Consider the following 15,331-nt stretch of genomic DNA (forward strand, 5'->3'; position numbering starts at 1 on the left):
AAGCCTACCCCAACGCTACGCCAACCGGGCAAACCCGGCCGAATTCCTTCGTAGGCGCGAAAGCGTAACGCAATCACAACGAATGCGTTTATGCCACAAACAAAACTCCTTGGCAAGCCCCGGCCGTTTTTTTGGCCTCCGGGCCCAGCCTTGACGAAAATTTTTGCGTTTTCATTTCAGAAAGATATATTAATCATGATTGCATTGATTGCATACTCGCCCAGCGCAATACAGCACATGGGCCTGTTTGCCGATAGCTTCCAGCAAGGCCTTTTCGGCATCGGGGCTGTCCATCTGGCGGATGCGCAAAAAAACCTGCCGCGCGCCGTCGTCGCTGTTGGCCGTCAGCACAGAAAGCAGACGGGCGCTGTGGGCGCGCAACGTGTCAAAAATAGGCCGCATGGTGCCGGGCGCATCCGGCAGTTCTACCCCCACCTGGATGCCGCCCTGCCGCGCGCCGGTAATGTCCACCAAAGCCTTGAACACATCCTGGTCGGAAAGTATCCCCACCATCCGGCCGCTTTCTTCCACCACGGGCAGACCGCCGATTTTGTGGTCCAGCATGAGCATGGCCGCCTTTTCCACCGTTTCCGCTGGGGAAATGGTGATGGGGTTGGCGGTCATGATGTTCTTGGCCTTGAGTTCGGCCAGCAGGTAGTGCATCTCATACATATCCAGCGTGGTGGCCTTGGAAGGCGAGGCGTCGCGCACGTCGCGGTCGGAAATAATGCCGACCACATGGCCTTTGTCGTCCAGCACGGGCAGCCGACGGATATTGTGGTCTTTCAGCAGCTTGCCCACCTTGAGCAGAGAAGTCTCCGGCGTAACGCTCACAACGTCGGTGGTCATCCAGTTCTGTACGAGCATGCTTCCCTCCAGAGGGACAGGAATGTTGTAGGCAACAAACAGGGCCACGCCTCTCGCAGCGCCTCTTTCTTTATACACCACTTCCGGGAGGCAGTACAAGCCCACCGCGGATCGGCTCCGGCAGCCACTTTACGCCCCCCTCTTGCGCCCCTTGAGCGAAAGGCATATGCGGAGCTGGGAAACAGCTTTCCCCAAGGAGAAACCATGAACGCAAGCAATCTCACCTGGAAGCATATGGCCCTGACTGCTGCGGCGGCCGTCCTGTTCTACGGCCTGGCCCCCGCGCTGCCTGCTGACGCAGCCAACGAAGCCCCGAATCAGCAGCAACAGCGGCAGGACCAACGCCGCCAACCCCAGCGTCAGGACATGCGCGGCAACAGCGGGCAACACCGCCAGGACATGCACGGCAACAACGGACAGCACCGTCAGGACATGCGCGGCAACAGCGGGCAGCACCGTCAGGACATGCGCCACGACCAGCGCCGCGACCGCCCAAATGGTCAGATGGACCGCCGCCACGACCAACGCGGCCCCCAGAACGGCCAGATGCACAAACCCAACGGTCAGCGCCCGCCCCGCGACGGCCAGATGCACAATCCCAACGGCCAGCGCCCGCCCCGTGACGGCCAGATGCATAACCCCAACGGCCAGCGCCCGCCTCGCGGCAATGACGACGGCCCGCGCGAAGGTCTGAACTGACCAACGCGACGTAAGCTCCAAAAGCCCCACGAAACGCAACGTTTCGTGGGGCTTTTTCTGTATCGGGCCGCCCTGCCGCAGCCTGCCGAACCAGAGACGTTCAGGCGGCGTGGCGGGCGTCTGCGTACACAACCGTCAGGGCATTGCAAAGGTGCAGGCCTAGTCCAGGCCCATGGCCTTGCCGATCTTCTTGGCGGCCTTTTTGACCTTGGCCAGGGGCGTTTTTTCGCCTGCGGCAGCGAACTGACGCAGCAAATCTTCCTGTTCTTTGGAAAGGCGGGTGGGGGTCAGCACGCGCACTTCCACCAGCAGATCGCCGCGCGCCTGCCTGCCGGGATAGGGCATGCCCTCGCCGGCCAGACGCAGCAGCGTGCCGCTCTGCACGCCGCGCGGAATTTCAAGGGGCAGCGGCCCGTCCAGGCCGGGCACGTCCACCCGATGCCCCAAGGCCGCCTCCACAAAGCCGATTTCCTGCGTATAGAGCAGGTCTTGCCCTTCCCGCCGCCAGCGCTTGTCGGCCTCTACCGTCAGGACTACATAGAGGTCGCCTGGGGGGCCGCCGTGTTCGCCGGGCTCACCCTCGCCGCGCACGCGCAGGCGCGTGCCCGTGTCCACGCCGGCGGGCACGCGCACCACCAGCTCACGGGTGTCAGTCACTACGCCCTCGCCCTTGCACCGCGGGCAAGGTTTAACAATGACCCGGCCGGAACCGTGGCACACCGGGCAGGGCATGGCGATCTGGAAAAAGCCCTGAGTCCGCCGCACCTGCCCCGAACCGCCGCAGTGGCGACAGGTCTCGGCCTTGCTGCCGGGGGCAGCCCCGCTGCCGCGGCATTCGGCACAGACCACATGCTTGGGCAGCGAAAGGGTAATCTCGTCCCCTTTGGCCGCCTGGGCAAATGAGATGTTCAGATTGTAGCGCAGGTCGGCCCCCACCGTGGGGCGCGGACCACGCGCAGTTGCGGAAAAGCCGAACAAATCGCCAAAAATGTCGCTGAAATGGGCAAAAATATCCTCAGTGCTGCCAAAACCGCCTGCGCCGCCCTGCACGCCCGCCCGGCCAAAGCGGTCATAGCGGGCGCGTTTTTCCGGGTCGCGCAGCACATCGTAGGCCTCGGCGGCCTCTTTAAACTTCCGCTCGGCCTCGGCATCCCCAGGATTATGGTCCGGGTGATACTTGAGGGCCAGTTTGCGGTAGGCGCGTTTAATGGCGTCGGTTTCAGCGTCGCGGGCGACGCCCAGCACCTCGTAGTAGTCAAGCTCCATCGTGGTTCCGATCAGCGCGTTGCGGTTTGCAAATGGGTGGGATGCCTAGTCTTCGCCGCCGACAGTCTGCCCTTCCGGCAGCGGATTGTACAGGCTGAGATCGTCGGGCAACACCTTGCCCGCCGCAATTTCGCGCAGGGCCGTCACCACTTCCTTGTTGCGCGATTCCACCAGGGCCTCATAGCCCTCGCGGTACTGGTGCACCCGCTTGATGGCCATCTGCACCAGCAAAAAGCGGTTGTCCACACGTTCCTGACAATCTTCTACAGTAATACGGGCCATGCTGCCTCCATGGGCGGTTCCTGCGGCCGTCGTCTGTCGACGCGCCGCGCTTGCGGAACCCCTGCCCTGCGTAACATATCCGGGCCGCCTGGGCGGCTTTTTCCGCTGCATCCCGCCGGGCGCGGTCTGCATGACCACGGGCGGGTTTCCGGCATAAACATAATGCCGCCCGCCCCCATGTAAAGGGCCGGGCAGACCAGCGTACAGGTTTTGACCTGCCGAAATGAGATATGCTAGAGGCTCTCATCGCCCTTGTCAAGGGCACAGTCTGCAGCACAAGGAGCATACCACATGTCGGGCAATAAAGGTAAAAAACGTTCTTTCGCGCAGGAGCTCTGCGTCAAAAGCGCCGGCAGGGCCATGCAAAGGGCCGGCATGCTCTGGCCCGGCTGCCGGGTGGGCGTGGCCGTATCCGGCGGGGTAGACAGCTTTGTGCTGCTCAAGACCCTGCAAATCCGCCAGGGCATTGTGCCCTTTCCCTTTGAAATCATGGCCCTGCACCTTAATCCAGGTTTTGATCCGCAAAGCCACGCGGCCCTGCCGGGCTGGCTGGCCCGGCACGGCATCGCCAGCCATGTGGAGGTGACAGACTACGGCCCCGAAGCCCATTCGGAAAAAAATCTGCGTCGTTCGGCCTGCTTCCGCTGCGCCTGGCTCCGGCGCAAGCGGCTGTTTGAACTCTGCGCGCGCTACAAGCTGACGCACCTGGCCCTGGGGCACAACGCCGACGACCTGGTGCAGACCTTCTTCCTGAACCTTTGCCGCAACGGCCGGGTTGACGGCATGCACATGAACGAATCCTTCTTCGGCGGCGGCCTGCATCTTATCCGTCCGCTCCTGCTGGTGGAAAAAAAATATATCGTCAAGGCCGCCCGCCAATGGGCTTTGCCCGTCTGGGCCAACGCCTGCCCCTCGGCCGGGCACACGGCCCGCAGCGCCATGAGCGCCACCCTGGAGCAGCTCTACGGCGTGGCCCGCGACGCCCGCCGCTGCATCTACAACGGCCTGGCGCGCTGGCAGATGGAACAGAACAGCGCCGCCCCGCAGGAGGACGCAAACCCGACGCAAGGCGCGGCCCCGACAGCCCACGCCCCCATACGCCATTGACAGGGCCGGGAAAGCGGACCTAAAGTGGCCCACCCATGCTTTTTGGCAAATACCACATTGTCATTTTTAAGGAAGGCCGCAGCGGCAGCCGCAACCTGCGTTTACGCGGCTGGCTTGGCTTTGCCGCCGCCGCTCTGGCGCTGAGCCTTGTAGCCGCCAACGTCTGGCTGCTGCGGGCCTGGCTTGAGTCGCGCCACCTGGCCGACGACCTGCAGAACGCTCAGAGCCTTCTGGAAGGCCAACGCCGCCAGATGGTCCACCTGGCCGGGCGCATCACGGGCGTAAGCCGCGACCTGGAGCGGGTGCAGCGCTTTGACAGCAAGCTGCGCATCATGATGAATATGGAAAAAGACCCGCAAGACGCCGGCGGCGGCATGGACCGGCCAGGGGATTTTTCCCGCCTGTATCTGCCCCTGCACCGGCAGGAGCTGGCGGCCCGCAAAATGCAGGACTTTCTTGACCGCCTTTCCGAATCCACCCGCCTGGAAGAAGTGCGCCAGCAGGACTTGCTCCTGGCCTTGCGCGAAAACCGCGAGGCCCTTTCCTCCATGCCCACCATCTGGCCCGTGGTGGGCTTTGTATCCTCCAGTTTCGGCTGGCGCTCCTCGCCTTTCGGCGGCCGGGGGCAGTTCCACAAAGGGCTGGACATCACCAACCGCGTGGGCACGCCCGTGGTAGCCCCGGCCCAGGGCGCGGTAACCTTCAGCGGGCACGACGGCGCCTACGGCATCAGCGTGGAGATCAACCACGGCGGCGGCATCACCACCAAGTACGGCCATTTGCAGCGCAGCGCCGTACAGCCCGGCCAATGGATCAAACGCGGCTCGGTCCTCGGCTATGTGGGCAACACAGGCCGCACCACCGGCCCCCACCTGCACTACGAGGTGCGCCTCAACGGGGTGCCCGTCAACCCCATGCGCTACATCCTGGAATAAACCGGCGGATCTCCGCCCTGCGGCAGGCCGGGGAAGGTTGCCCACCCCTTTCCGGCTCAGGCCGGCTTCCGCCCCGATTACGCCAAAGCAAAACCTGCCAGCGGCGCGCCCATGGCGCGGCCATGAAAGGCCAAGCGGCCCTGTCCCGCCGCGCCCGCCAGCACCATGAGCGGCAGCAGATGTTCTTCGCGCGGGTGGGCAAAGCGCGCGCCCGGCGCTTCCGTCCAGCGCGCCAGGCGCTGGTTGCGCGCCGTCGGCGGCAGGTCGCACACGCTCTCAACCAACCAACGGTCAAAGGCCTCCGCCCCGGGAATGGGCATATTGTCCCCGTAGCGAAAGGCCCGCATGTTATGGAAGCTCATGCCGCTGCCCACCAGCAGCACGTCCGCGTCACGCAAAGGGGCCAGGGCGCGCCCCAGGGCCAGATGTTCTTCGGGGTCCAGTCCCTGCCGCAGCGAAATCTGCACCGTGGGCATGTCCGCCTGAGGAAAGGACAGCAGGCCGGGGATAAAGACCCCGTGGTCAAAGCCCCGCCGATCGTCCTCATCCAGCGCCAGGCCGGCCCCGCGCAGCAGGCCGCGCACACGCTCGAACAGCTCCGGAGCCGCCGGGGCGGGCCAGTGCAGGTCATAGGTGTGCGGCGGAAAGTCATAATAATCGTACAGCAGGTCCGGCTCGGGCGTGGTGAGCAGGGTAAAACGCGGGGCCTCCCAGTGGGCGGAAATCACCACCTGCGCTTTGGGCCGACGCGGCAGCGCGGCGGGAATGGCGCGCAGCCACGCGCCCAGTTTTTTCCAGGTGTCCGGCGGGTTCCAGTCCATAAAAAAGCAGGGGCCGCCCCCGTGGGGGACGTAGTAGGCAGGCATGGCAGGCATGAAGGCCTCCTTTAGAGCAGTTAGCGAATGAAATGAGCTATCTGCTCTGCAAGGATTTTCTTGAAAATCCTTGCCACGAAATGCGAGAAGGCAGGCTTTTGCCTGCCGTAAGCGAGCATTTCAAGTGTTAAATGCTCTAGAGGCATGCTACACGCCATCCGCACCCGCGCCAAGCCCTGCCCGCCGCCCTTCAGGGCTTTTCTTTTACGGCGCATTGCGGCACAATTAAAACTTAACTTTGCGGGGAGCGCACGCGCCGGCTCCCCAGGCTTTTCGAGGTTGTCATGGAAGATCTGGCCCTGTACGGCGTTACGGGCTGGCCGCTGGGCCAGAGCCTTTCGCCGCTGCTGCACAATACGGGCTTTCAGGCCCTGCGCCTGCCCGCGGCCTATGCCCGCTGGGAAGTGCCGCCCGAAAAGCTGCCCGCTTTTGTGGAAAGCGTGCGCCTGTTGCACATCCGCGGCTGTTCGGTAACCATCCCCCACAAGGTGGCCCTGACCCCGCTGCTGGACGCGGTAAGCCCGCTGGCCCGGCAGGTAGGCGCGGTCAACACCCTGTACTGGCAGGACGACGCCCTCTGCGGCCACAATACCGACGTGGCGGGCTTTCTGGCCCCCTTGGCCGGTCTGCCCCTGGACCGGGGCGACGCCCTGTTGCTGGGCGCGGGCGGCGCCGCGCGAGCCGTAGCCGCCGGGCTCACCGGCCTGCCCCAGGACAAACGCCCCCGGCGCATCTATGTGGCCACGCCGTCTAACCGCTCCCACCTGCCCCTGGCGCAGACCTTCGGCCTGACCCCCCTGCCGTGGGAAGAACGCCACAGCGTGCCTGCCCTGCTGGTGGTCAACACCACGCCTCTGGGCATGTGCGGCAAGGCCGGAACAGCAACGCCCTACGATTTTGCCCAAGCCCCCTTGCCGCACTGCCAACAGGACGATTTTTTTGACGGAACGGCTGCGCAGGCAACGCCTTTGGCCTACGACCTGGTGTACAACCCACTGGAAACGCGCTTCCTGCGCGAAGCGCGGCTGGCGGGGCGACGCGGCATTTCCGGGCTGGAGATGTTTTACGGCCAGGGCGACGCCCAATTCCGCCTCTGGACGGGCCGGGCCCTGCCGCCGCAGGCGCGGCAGGCGCTGGACGCAGCCCTGAAAGTAAAGGAGATCCCATGCGTATAGCGGTACTGCACGGCGTGAACCTGAACATGTTCGGGCAACGCGACCCGACCCAGTACGGCACAGCGACCCTGGCGGACATCGACGCTGCCCTGGCGTCCCTGGGCCGGGAGCTGGACGTGACTGTGGACTGCTTTCAGACCAACCACGAAGGCCTGCTGGTGGAGCGCATCCACAACCTGGCGGACTCGGACGCGCGGGCCGTGGTCATCAATGCCGGAGCCTGGACCCACTACAGCTACGCCCTGGCCGACGCCCTGGCCATTTTGCGCGTGCCCGTGGTGGAGGTGCACATGTCCAACGTGCACGCGCGGGAGACCTTCCGACACCATTCAGTACTGGCGCCGGTCTGCGCGGGCAGCGTCTGCGGCTTCGGCGTGGAAAGCTACCTGCTGGGGCTGCGCGCGGCCCACAGCCTGGCCCTGCGCGCGGGGGGAGTGTAAGAAACAAAATTTTGTACAGTTTTTCACTGCCCCGACCCTAGCTTTTCCTGCCTGTTTGGGGTATTTTTCGTCTGATTTTGTATAGTCCAGGCTTCTTTAGTCAGCCTCTAACCAGAGAGTTCCCATGAGCGACGCCATCAACCTGAGCCGGATGCGCGACGCCGCCTTTACGGCGGAAGTGGAGGCGCACAGCGGCCAAAACGTGTCTACCTGCTACCAGTGCGGCAACTGTACGGCCGGCTGTCCGGCAGGTTTTGTCTATGACCTGCAGGCCAGCCAGATTATGCGCGCCGTACAACTGGGCCTGAAGGACATGGTGCTGGATTCCAAGTCCATCTGGATGTGTCTGTCCTGTTCTACCTGTAGCCAGCGCTGCCCCAACAATATTGATGTGGGCGGCGTCATGGAAACCCTGCGGCACATGGCCCGCCAGGAAGGGCGCGTCACCGTGCCCAAGGTGGAAAAATTCTGGTGGTCCTTCCTTGATACTGTGCGCGCCTTTGGCCGCACTTACGAAATCGGCACCATGGCCTTGTACATGATGCGCTCCATGCGCGTGTTCACGGATCTGGACCTGGCGCCGGAGGCCCTTAAGAAAGGCAAACTGGGCTTCAAGCCCCATGTGCTGCCCCACGGCGCGGCTCCGGTGGCCCGTATCTTCAAGCGCTACAAAGAGCGCGCCAAACGCGAGGGGGTGCGGCCGTGAATTTTGCCTACTATCCCGGCTGTTCGGCCCGCGGCTCTTCGGCGGATTACGAAAAATCCACCCAGGCCGTGTGCAAGGCCCTGAACATGAACCTTGTGGATATTCCGGACTGGAGCTGCTGCGGCTCTACCCCGGCCCACGCCGTAAGCAGCGAGCTTTCCGCCGCGCTCTGCGTGCGCAACCTGGACATCGCCGCCCAGCAGCAGGCCGACCTGCTGCTTACCCCCTGCCCCAGTTGCCTTTCCAACCTGCGCATGGCCTCCAAGCGTATGGAAGACCCCCAGTTCCGCGCCAGAGTGGACGAACTGCTGGACGGCCCTGCGGCAGAAAAATTCCCGCCCGTGACTTCGGTCATGCAGGGCATTGCCGGTCAGCTGGACATGGACGCCATCGCCTCCCGCGTGCGCAAGAGCCTCAAGGGCCTCAAGCTGGCCGCCTATTACGGCTGTCTCATGAGCCGCCCGGCGGAAATCATGGACTTCGGCGATCCGGAAAACCCCACCCTCATGGAGAGCATGCTGGCCGCCTGCGGAGCGGAGATGGTGGACTTTCCGCTCAAGACCTCCTGTTGCGGCGCTTCGTTCGGCATTCCCGAACGGAGCATGACGGCCCGCAACACCGGGCGCATCCTCGACCTGGCCACACGCCTGGGCGTGGACGCGGTCATTGTGGCCTGTCCCCTCTGCCAGATGAACCTGGACCTTCGGCAGGTGCAGGCCGGCGACGCCGTGCAGACGCGCTTCAATCTGCCCATCCTCTATTATACGCAAATGCTGGGCCTGGCCTTTGACCTGCCCAAGACCGACCTGGGCCTGGAAAAACTGCGCGTCAGCGCCGACGGTCTTATCGCCAAACTGGAAGAACTGCGCCGCGCCGACGCCGCTGAAGGAGGCCGGTCATGAGAATAGGCGTCTTCATCTGCCACTGCGGCAGCAACATTGCCGGCACCGTGGACTGCGCCAAGGTGGCCGAAATCGCCCGCAGCTACCCCGATGTGGTCTACGCCACCGACCCCATGTACACCTGCGCCGAACCGGGCCAGGCCGCCATTGAGGCCGCCATCCACGAAAACAAGCTGGACGGCGTGGTGGTGGCTTCCTGTTCGCCGCGCATGCACGAGCCCACCTTCCGCCGCACGGTAGAACGCGCGGGCCTCAACCGTTACATGCTCGAAATGGCCAACATCCGCGAGCACGTTTCCTGGATCGGCCGCGACAAGGAAGCCAATACCAACAAGGCCGCCGAGCTGGTGCGCCTGGCCGTGGAAAAGCTGCGCAACAACAAGCCCCTGCTGGCCAAGAAGTTTGACGTCACCAAGCGCGTGCTGATCATCGGCGGCGGCGTGGCGGGCATCCAGGCCGCCCTGGACTGCGCCGAAGGCGGCGTGCCCGTGGTGCTGGTGGAGCGCGAGGCCACCATCGGCGGCAAAATGGCCAAACTGGACAAGACCTTCCCCACCGTGGACTGCTCGGCCTGTATTCTGGGCCCCAAGATGGTGGACGTGGCCCAGCACCCCAACATCACCCTCTACGCCTACTCTGAGGTAGAAGACGTTTCCGGCTATGTTGGCAACTTTACTGTCAAAATCCGCAAGCGTTCCACCTATGTGGACTGGAGCCTGTGCACGGGCTGCGGGGCCTGCACCGAAAAGTGTCCGGCCAAAAAAACGCCCGACGCCTTTAACGAGCTTACGGGCAACACCACGGCCATCACCATAGCATTTCCCCAGGCCATCCCCAAGAAGGCCGTCATCAACCCGCAGTTCTGCCGTCAGCTCACCAAGGGCAAGTGCGGCGTGTGCGCCAAGGTCTGCCCCACCGGGGCCATCAAGTACGACATGGAGGACGAGATCGTCACCGAAGAGGTGGGCAGCATTGTGGCCGCCACGGGCTACGACCTCATGGACTGGACCGTCTATCAGGAATACGGCGGCGGGGCCTACCCGGACGTGATCACCTCTCTGCAGTACGAGCGTCTGCTTTCGGCCTCCGGCCCCACGGGCGGGCACATCAAGCGCCCCTCGGACGGCAAGGAGCCCCAAAACATCGTCTTCATCCAGTGCGTGGGTTCGCGCGACAAATCCATCGGCCGCCCCTACTGTTCCGGCTTTTGCTGCATGTACACGGCCAAGCAGGCCATCCTCACCAAGGACCACATCCCCGATTCCAAGTCCTTCGTCTTCTATATGGATATCCGCGCGCCGGGCAAGATGTACGACGAGTTCACCCGCCGCGCCATGGAGGAATACGGCACGGAATACATCCGCGGCCGCGTTTCCCAGATCTACCCGGACGGCCAGGGCCAGCTTGCAGTGCTGGGCGTGGATACCCTACTGGGCCGCCCCGTGGAGGTGCACGCCGACCTGGTGGTGCTGGCCGTGGGCATTGAAGCCAGCAAGGGCGCGCCCCAACTGGCCGAAAAGCTGCGCATCTCTTACGACAGCTACGGCTTCTTCATGGAAAGCCATGTGAAGCTCAAACCGGTGGAGACCAACACCGCCGGCGTATTCCTGGCCGGCGTGTGCCAGGGGGCCAAGGACATTCCGGCCTCCGTGGCCCAGGGTTCGGCGGCGGCGGCCAAGGTGCTGGCCCTGTTCGCCAAAGACAAACTGGAAAGCGACCCGCAGATCGCCCAGGTGGACATCCGCCGCTGCGTCAACTGCGGCAAGTGCATCCGCTGCTGCCCCTTCGGGGCCATCAAGGAAGTGGAAATCCGCGGCGAGGGCAAGGCCCAGGTCATTGAGACCGTCTGCCAGGGCTGCGGTCTGTGCACGTCCACCTGCCCGCAGGGGGCCATCCAGCTTTCACACGCCACCGACAACCAGATCCTTGCGGAGGTGAACGCCTTATGCCAGTGCTGACCGGCAAAGAACTGCGGATCGTGGGCTTTCTCTGCAACTGGTGCTCCTACGGCGGCGCGGATACGGCCGGCGTGGCCCGCGCCACCCAACCCACGGATTTACGCATTATCCGCGTGCCCTGCTCGGGCCGCATCGACCCCCTGTTCATCGTCAAGGCCCTGCTCAACGGCGCGGACGGCGTACTGGTTTCCGGCTGTCACCCGCGCGACTGCCACTACGCCGCGGGCAACTTCTACGCCCGCCGCCGCCTGGAAGTGCTCAAGCAGTTCCTGCCCGTGCTGGGCATTGATGAACGTCGCTTTGAATACACCTGGGTTTCCGCCTCCGAAGGCCAGCGCTGGCAGCAGGTGGTGACGGTCTTCACTGACCGCATCCACAAGCTGGGGCCCGCCCCCAGGCTGGAAAACGCCGAACCCCTGCTGGAAGTGGCCGACATGGCCCTCAAGTCCCTGCGGCCTTTGGGCACAGGGCAGAAGGCCGCCCTGGACGACCTCAAAGAGGCCATCAAGGCCAAGCTGCCAGAACTGGACTGCGTCATCGGCTGGCAGCAGGGCTACGACGCGGCCCACACCGTGCCCCTGTTCATGCGCACGCCCGAAGACGTGGACAAGCTGGTCTGGGGGCCCTTTAACGTCAACAACCCCGCCGTGTACCTGCCGTCCTTCAAAGGCAAGAAGGTGGGCGTGGTGGTCAAGGGCTGCGATTCCCGCTCTGTGGTGGAACTGCTGCAGGAAAATCTCATCCGCCGCGAGGACGTGACCATCTTTGCCCTGCCCTGCGAGGGTACCCTGGATATGGCCCGCGTCAATCAGGATTTGGGCCGCTACACCAAGATCGACAGCGTCAGCTACGACGAGGCCGGCGTGACCATCACCGCCGACGGCAAGGAACACCGCTTCTGCATCACGGACTACGCCCAGGGCAAGTGCTACGGCTGTACCACGCCGTCGGCCGTGCTGGCCGACACGCGCCTGGGCGAACCCGTCAAGGTGGAACCCGGCCCCTGTACCCCGCCGGAACTGGCCCTGCTGGATTCCATGAGCCTGGACCAGCGCCTGGGCTTCTGGAAGGCGCAGATGGACCGCTGCCTGCGCTGCTACGCCTGCCGCAACGCCTGCCCCATGTGCGTGTGCCGCGACTTCTGCGTTTCAGACAGCCGCGACCCCCACTGGATGTCACAGGAAGATTCGGCCAAAGAAAAACTCTTTTTCCAGACCATCCACGCCCTGCACCTGGCCGGGCGCTGCACGGGCTGCGGCGAATGCCAGCGGGCCTGCCCCGTGGGCATCCCCATTCTGGCCTTGCGCCAGCAGATAGCCCGCGCCGTGGGCCAGCTCTTTGACGGCTACAAGCCCGGCCTCAACCCGGACGACACGCCGCCCCTGCTGGGCTATGAAGTGGTTGAAAAGAATATTCATGAGAGGGACTGGAAATGAGCACCTTCCGCTTTGTTACCCCTGACGGTCTGCCCGCTTTTCTGGCCTACCTCTCGCAAAACGGCCGCCGGGTGCTGGCGCCGGTGGAAAAACCGGCGGACAAGCTCTCGGTGGTCTTCGAGCCCTGGCAGGAAGGCAAGCCCTTTACCCTGACCAAAGCCACTGTGCCCGCCAAGGAAGCCGTGCTGCCCCAGTGCGAAACCCTGGTGCGCTACAAAAAAACCAAAGACCCCGAAAACCCCGAACGTGTCTCCATGAGCCTGGACGACACGCCCGAAGCCCAGCCCACCGTAGTCTTCGCCTGTCGCCCCTGCGACGCGCGCGGCTATGCCACCCTGGACCGCCCCTACCTTAAAGGCCCCTACGCCGACCCCTACTACAAGGCCCGGCGCGAACAGCTGGCGGTGATCACCCTCACCTGTCCCTGCGGCTGCAACACCTGTTTCTGCCACTGGGTGGGCGGCGGCCCCACCTCTCCCGAAGGTTCGGACGTGCTCATGACCGAAATCGAGGGCGGCTATGTGCTCCAGGCCATCACGCCCAAGGGCGCGGAACTGCTGGAGGCCTCTGACCTCAAAGACGGAGCGGAGCTCTTCCCCAAAGCCGAAGCCGCCCGCAAAGCGGCCTGGGCCAGCCTGGAGCCCGCGCCAAATCTTAAAGAAGCCCCGCAAAAGGTGGCCGCCCGCTTTACGGATGTGGACTTCTGGCAGCGCTGGACAGACCGCTGCCTCTCCTGCGGCGCGTGCACCTACTTCTGCCCCACTTGCTACTGCTTCACCATCACCGACGAGGGCGAAGGCCTGAGCGAGAAGGGCGGACGCCGCCTGCGCAGCTGGGACAACTGCATGTCCTCTCTGTTCACGCGGGAGGCCAGCGGCCACAACCCCCGCATGCTCAAGGCGCTGCGCATGCGCAACCGCGTGTCGCACAAATTCTCCACCTATCCTGAAAACTGGGGCGTCTTCTCCTGCAACGGCTGCGGCCGCTGCATCAGCAACTGCCCCGTCTGCCTGGACATCCGCGCCATTGTGCTGGCCGCCATGGATGAAGGGCAGAGCCCCAAGGAGTAGGAGCCCATGGCAACCAAAAAAACTTCCGCCAAAACCAAACCCACCGCCGCGCCCAAGCCCGCCGCCAAAGCGGCCGCCGCCACGGCCCCCGTGAAGGAGAAGCCCATGGCCGCTCCGGAAAAGGCAACCGCGCCCGTGAGCCCGACGGCCCCCAAAGCCGCCGCGCCCAAGCCCGGCGAATACCGTCACACCATCAGCCCCCGGCCCATGATGCAGGGCAACCCCTATAAGCCCATGCCCGCCACCGTGGCTGAAGTTATCCAGGAAACCGGCAATATCAAAACCCTGCGCGTGGTGTTGGACGACCCCGAAACCATGCGCAACTTTACCTATGAGCCCGGCCAGGTGGGGCAGCTTTCCGTGTTCGGCGCGGGCGAATCCACCTTTGTCATCAATTCCCCGCCGTCCCAGAAGGACTACCTGCAGTTTTCCGTCATGCAGGCGGGCGAAGTGACTGCGGCCGTCCACCGCCTCTCCCCCGGCGACAAGGTGGGCGTGCGCGCCCCCCTGGGCAACTTCTTTCCCTACAACGACTGGAAGGGTAAAGATATCTTTTTCGTGGGCGGCGGCATCGGCATGGCCCCCATCCGCACCATCATGCTCCACCTGCTGGAGCACCGGGCGGACTACGGCAAAATCAACCTGCTCTATGGCGCGCGCAGCCCCCGCGACATGGCCTTCAGCTACGAAACCGAAGACTGGCTGCGCCGCCCCGATCTGGACTGCACCCTGTGCATCGACGCCCCCTTTGACGGCTGGGAACACAAGGTGGGCCTCATCCCCAACGTGCTTCTGGAAATCAACCCCAAGCCGGACAATTGCGTGGCCGTGCTCTGCGGACCGCCCATCATGATCAAATTCACCGTGCAGGCCCTGCAAAAACTCAACTTTGCGCCTGAAAACATCGTCACCACCCTGGAAAAACGTATGAAATGCGGCATCGGCATCTGCGGACGCTGCAATATCGGCGGTCGCTACGTCTGTGTGGACGGCCCCGTCTTTACCTGGAAACAACTTCAGGAACTTCCGCCTGAATTGTAAGAAAAGGTTTTGTGGGGGGAAGGGGGGACTTTTGTGGACAAAAGTCCCCCCTTCCCCCCGCGCCCCCCATCCCCTTCAAAAAACTTCATTCCCCCACAGAACGGTACAGGGCGTACCCTGACCGCAAAAAAAATGTTTCTCGCGCCACAAGGGCTTGCCGAACCATCCAGTATGCTGACGGCGCACGAATGTGGGATTTCGCTGGCGTTGAACAAGGTTTTGTGGGGGGAAGGGGGGACTTTTGTGAACAAAAGTCCCCCCTTCCCCCCACGCCCCCCATCCCCTTCAAAAAACTTCATTCCCCCACAGAACCGCACAGGGCGTACCCTGACCGCAAAAAAAAGTTTCCCGCGCCACAAGGGCTTGCCGAAACCATCCAGCATGCTGACGGCGCACGAATGTGGGATTTCGCTGGCGTTGAGCGCGGCATAAAGGGGTGTGGTCGCGCAGCGGCACACCCCAGCCGCGCCGGACACAGTTACTCTGCCGCCCAACCAACATAAGGCAACCACTGACGACAAATGCGCGGAGAACCTGCGAGGGCACGAAAGACGCCGGACACGGGACCCGGC

The 15,331-nt window shown here is 63.8% G+C and carries 15 protein-coding genes; 11 read left to right on the forward strand and 4 right to left on the reverse strand.

What is annotated here, in order from left to right; all coding sequences use genetic code 11:
- Positions 1 to 189 precede the first annotated feature (189 nt).
- On the reverse strand, positions 190 to 867 hold the full coding sequence (locus J7I12_RS08515) for a CBS and ACT domain-containing protein (protein ID WP_118230810.1): 678 nt from the start codon (positions 865 to 867) through the stop codon (positions 190 to 192).
- A 204-nt stretch (positions 868 to 1,071) separates the two neighbouring features.
- Here J7I12_RS08515 and J7I12_RS08520 point away from each other — a divergent pair, with 204 nt between their 5' ends.
- Entirely contained in the window at positions 1,072 to 1,566 is a 495-nt protein-coding gene (locus tag J7I12_RS08520; RefSeq protein WP_118230808.1) for a hypothetical protein, read from the forward strand.
- Positions 1,567 to 1,725: 159 nt separating this feature from the next.
- Here the strand turns inward: J7I12_RS08520 and dnaJ are convergent, their stop codons facing one another.
- On the reverse strand, positions 1,726 to 2,832 hold the full coding sequence (gene dnaJ / locus J7I12_RS08525; protein WP_118230807.1) for a molecular chaperone DnaJ: 1,107 nt from the start codon (positions 2,830 to 2,832) through the stop codon (positions 1,726 to 1,728).
- Between the two features lie 45 nt (positions 2,833 to 2,877).
- Positions 2,878 to 3,114 carry a DNA-directed RNA polymerase subunit omega gene (rpoZ, locus tag J7I12_RS08530; RefSeq protein ID WP_118230806.1) on the reverse strand — a complete coding sequence of 79 codons (237 nt, stop codon included), beginning with the start codon at positions 3,112 to 3,114 and terminating at the stop codon, positions 2,878 to 2,880.
- 291 nt (positions 3,115 to 3,405) lie between these two features.
- On the opposite strand from rpoZ, the gene J7I12_RS08535 reads away from it, so the two are divergent.
- Positions 3,406 to 4,221 (forward strand): tRNA lysidine(34) synthetase, encoded by an 816-nt coding sequence (locus J7I12_RS08535; protein WP_302148768.1) that lies wholly within the window; start codon positions 3,406 to 3,408, stop codon positions 4,219 to 4,221.
- Positions 4,222 to 4,256: 35 nt separating this feature from the next.
- Positions 4,257 to 5,156: a M23 family metallopeptidase gene (locus J7I12_RS08540; RefSeq protein WP_118230804.1), complete on the forward strand. Its 900-nt coding sequence runs from the start codon at positions 4,257 to 4,259 to the stop codon at positions 5,154 to 5,156.
- Positions 5,157 to 5,233: 77 nt separating this feature from the next.
- On the opposite strand, the gene J7I12_RS08545 is transcribed toward J7I12_RS08540, so the two are convergent.
- Positions 5,234 to 6,031, reverse strand: a complete 798-nt coding sequence (locus J7I12_RS08545; protein ID WP_302148769.1) for a DODA-type extradiol aromatic ring-opening family dioxygenase — start codon at positions 6,029 to 6,031, stop codon at positions 5,234 to 5,236.
- Between the two features lie 284 nt (positions 6,032 to 6,315).
- Here J7I12_RS08545 and J7I12_RS08550 point away from each other — a divergent pair, with 284 nt between their 5' ends.
- The 8 genes from J7I12_RS08550 to J7I12_RS08585 all read left to right on the forward strand — a co-directional run bounded on the left by J7I12_RS08550 (position 6,316) and on the right by J7I12_RS08585 (position 14,759).
- Complete coding sequence (locus tag J7I12_RS08550) at positions 6,316 to 7,206, forward strand: shikimate dehydrogenase family protein (protein ID WP_118230802.1); 891 nt, start codon at positions 6,316 to 6,318, stop codon at positions 7,204 to 7,206.
- Positions 7,197 to 7,646, forward strand: coding sequence for a type II 3-dehydroquinate dehydratase (gene aroQ / locus J7I12_RS08555; RefSeq protein WP_118230801.1), 450 nt, complete (start codon positions 7,197 to 7,199; stop codon positions 7,644 to 7,646). Before J7I12_RS08550 ends, aroQ begins: the two co-directional genes overlap by 10 nt.
- A 124-nt stretch (positions 7,647 to 7,770) precedes the next feature.
- Positions 7,771 to 8,352, forward strand: coding sequence for a 4Fe-4S dicluster domain-containing protein (locus tag J7I12_RS08560; RefSeq protein WP_118230800.1), 582 nt, complete (start codon positions 7,771 to 7,773; stop codon positions 8,350 to 8,352).
- On the forward strand, positions 8,349 to 9,254 hold the full coding sequence (locus tag J7I12_RS08565) for a CoB--CoM heterodisulfide reductase iron-sulfur subunit B family protein (protein ID WP_118230799.1): 906 nt from the start codon (positions 8,349 to 8,351) through the stop codon (positions 9,252 to 9,254). Before J7I12_RS08560 ends, J7I12_RS08565 begins: the two co-directional genes overlap by 4 nt.
- On the forward strand, positions 9,251 to 11,212 hold the full coding sequence (locus tag J7I12_RS08570; RefSeq protein WP_118230798.1) for a CoB--CoM heterodisulfide reductase iron-sulfur subunit A family protein: 1,962 nt from the start codon (positions 9,251 to 9,253) through the stop codon (positions 11,210 to 11,212). Before J7I12_RS08565 ends, J7I12_RS08570 begins: the two co-directional genes overlap by 4 nt.
- On the forward strand, positions 11,200 to 12,648 hold the full coding sequence (locus tag J7I12_RS08575; RefSeq protein ID WP_288907823.1) for a hydrogenase iron-sulfur subunit: 1,449 nt from the start codon (positions 11,200 to 11,202) through the stop codon (positions 12,646 to 12,648). The genes J7I12_RS08570 and J7I12_RS08575 overlap by 13 nt, the downstream gene beginning before the upstream one ends.
- Positions 12,645 to 13,718: a 4Fe-4S dicluster domain-containing protein gene (locus J7I12_RS08580; RefSeq protein ID WP_118230796.1), complete on the forward strand. Its 1,074-nt coding sequence runs from the start codon at positions 12,645 to 12,647 to the stop codon at positions 13,716 to 13,718. Before J7I12_RS08575 ends, J7I12_RS08580 begins: the two co-directional genes overlap by 4 nt.
- Positions 13,719 to 13,928: 210 nt before the next feature.
- The gene (locus J7I12_RS08585; protein WP_288907825.1) at positions 13,929 to 14,759 is read left to right on the forward strand and encodes an FAD/NAD(P)-binding protein; all 831 of its coding nucleotides are present in this window, start codon (positions 13,929 to 13,931) and stop codon (positions 14,757 to 14,759) included.
- Positions 14,760 to 15,331 lie beyond the last annotated feature (572 nt).

Source organism: Desulfovibrio diazotrophicus (genome assembly GCF_902498985.2).
GTDB lineage: Bacteria > Desulfobacterota > Desulfovibrionia > Desulfovibrionales > Desulfovibrionaceae > Desulfovibrio > Desulfovibrio legallii.

Excerpts from the sequence above, each read along its gene's own strand:
- J7I12_RS08560 (WP_118230800.1), top strand. The coding sequence starts at position 7,771 with ATGAGCGACGCCATCAACCTGAGCCGGATGCGCGACGCCGCCTTTACG.
- J7I12_RS08585 (WP_288907825.1), top strand. The coding sequence starts at position 13,929 with ATGCAGGGCAACCCCTATAAGCCCATGCCCGCCACCGTGGCTGAAGTT.
- J7I12_RS08535 (WP_302148768.1), top strand. The coding sequence starts at position 3,406 with ATGTCGGGCAATAAAGGTAAAAAACGTTCTTTCGCGCAGGAGCTCTGC.
- J7I12_RS08520 (WP_118230808.1), top strand. The coding sequence starts at position 1,072 with ATGAACGCAAGCAATCTCACCTGGAAGCATATGGCCCTGACTGCTGCG.
- J7I12_RS08575 (WP_288907823.1), top strand. The coding sequence starts at position 11,200 with ATGCCAGTGCTGACCGGCAAAGAACTGCGGATCGTGGGCTTTCTCTGC.
- dnaJ (WP_118230807.1), bottom strand. The coding sequence starts at position 2,832 with ATGGAGCTTGACTACTACGAGGTGCTGGGCGTCGCCCGCGACGCTGAA.
- J7I12_RS08570 (WP_118230798.1), top strand. The coding sequence starts at position 9,251 with ATGAGAATAGGCGTCTTCATCTGCCACTGCGGCAGCAACATTGCCGGC.
- J7I12_RS08580 (WP_118230796.1), top strand. The coding sequence starts at position 12,645 with ATGAGCACCTTCCGCTTTGTTACCCCTGACGGTCTGCCCGCTTTTCTG.
- aroQ (WP_118230801.1), top strand. The coding sequence starts at position 7,197 with ATGCGTATAGCGGTACTGCACGGCGTGAACCTGAACATGTTCGGGCAA.
- J7I12_RS08515 (WP_118230810.1), bottom strand. The coding sequence starts at position 867 with ATGCTCGTACAGAACTGGATGACCACCGACGTTGTGAGCGTTACGCCG.
- rpoZ (WP_118230806.1), bottom strand. The coding sequence starts at position 3,114 with ATGGCCCGTATTACTGTAGAAGATTGTCAGGAACGTGTGGACAACCGC.
- J7I12_RS08550 (WP_118230802.1), top strand. The coding sequence starts at position 6,316 with ATGGAAGATCTGGCCCTGTACGGCGTTACGGGCTGGCCGCTGGGCCAG.
- J7I12_RS08545 (WP_302148769.1), bottom strand. The coding sequence starts at position 6,031 with ATGCCTGCCATGCCTGCCTACTACGTCCCCCACGGGGGCGGCCCCTGC.
- J7I12_RS08540 (WP_118230804.1), top strand. The coding sequence starts at position 4,257 with ATGCTTTTTGGCAAATACCACATTGTCATTTTTAAGGAAGGCCGCAGC.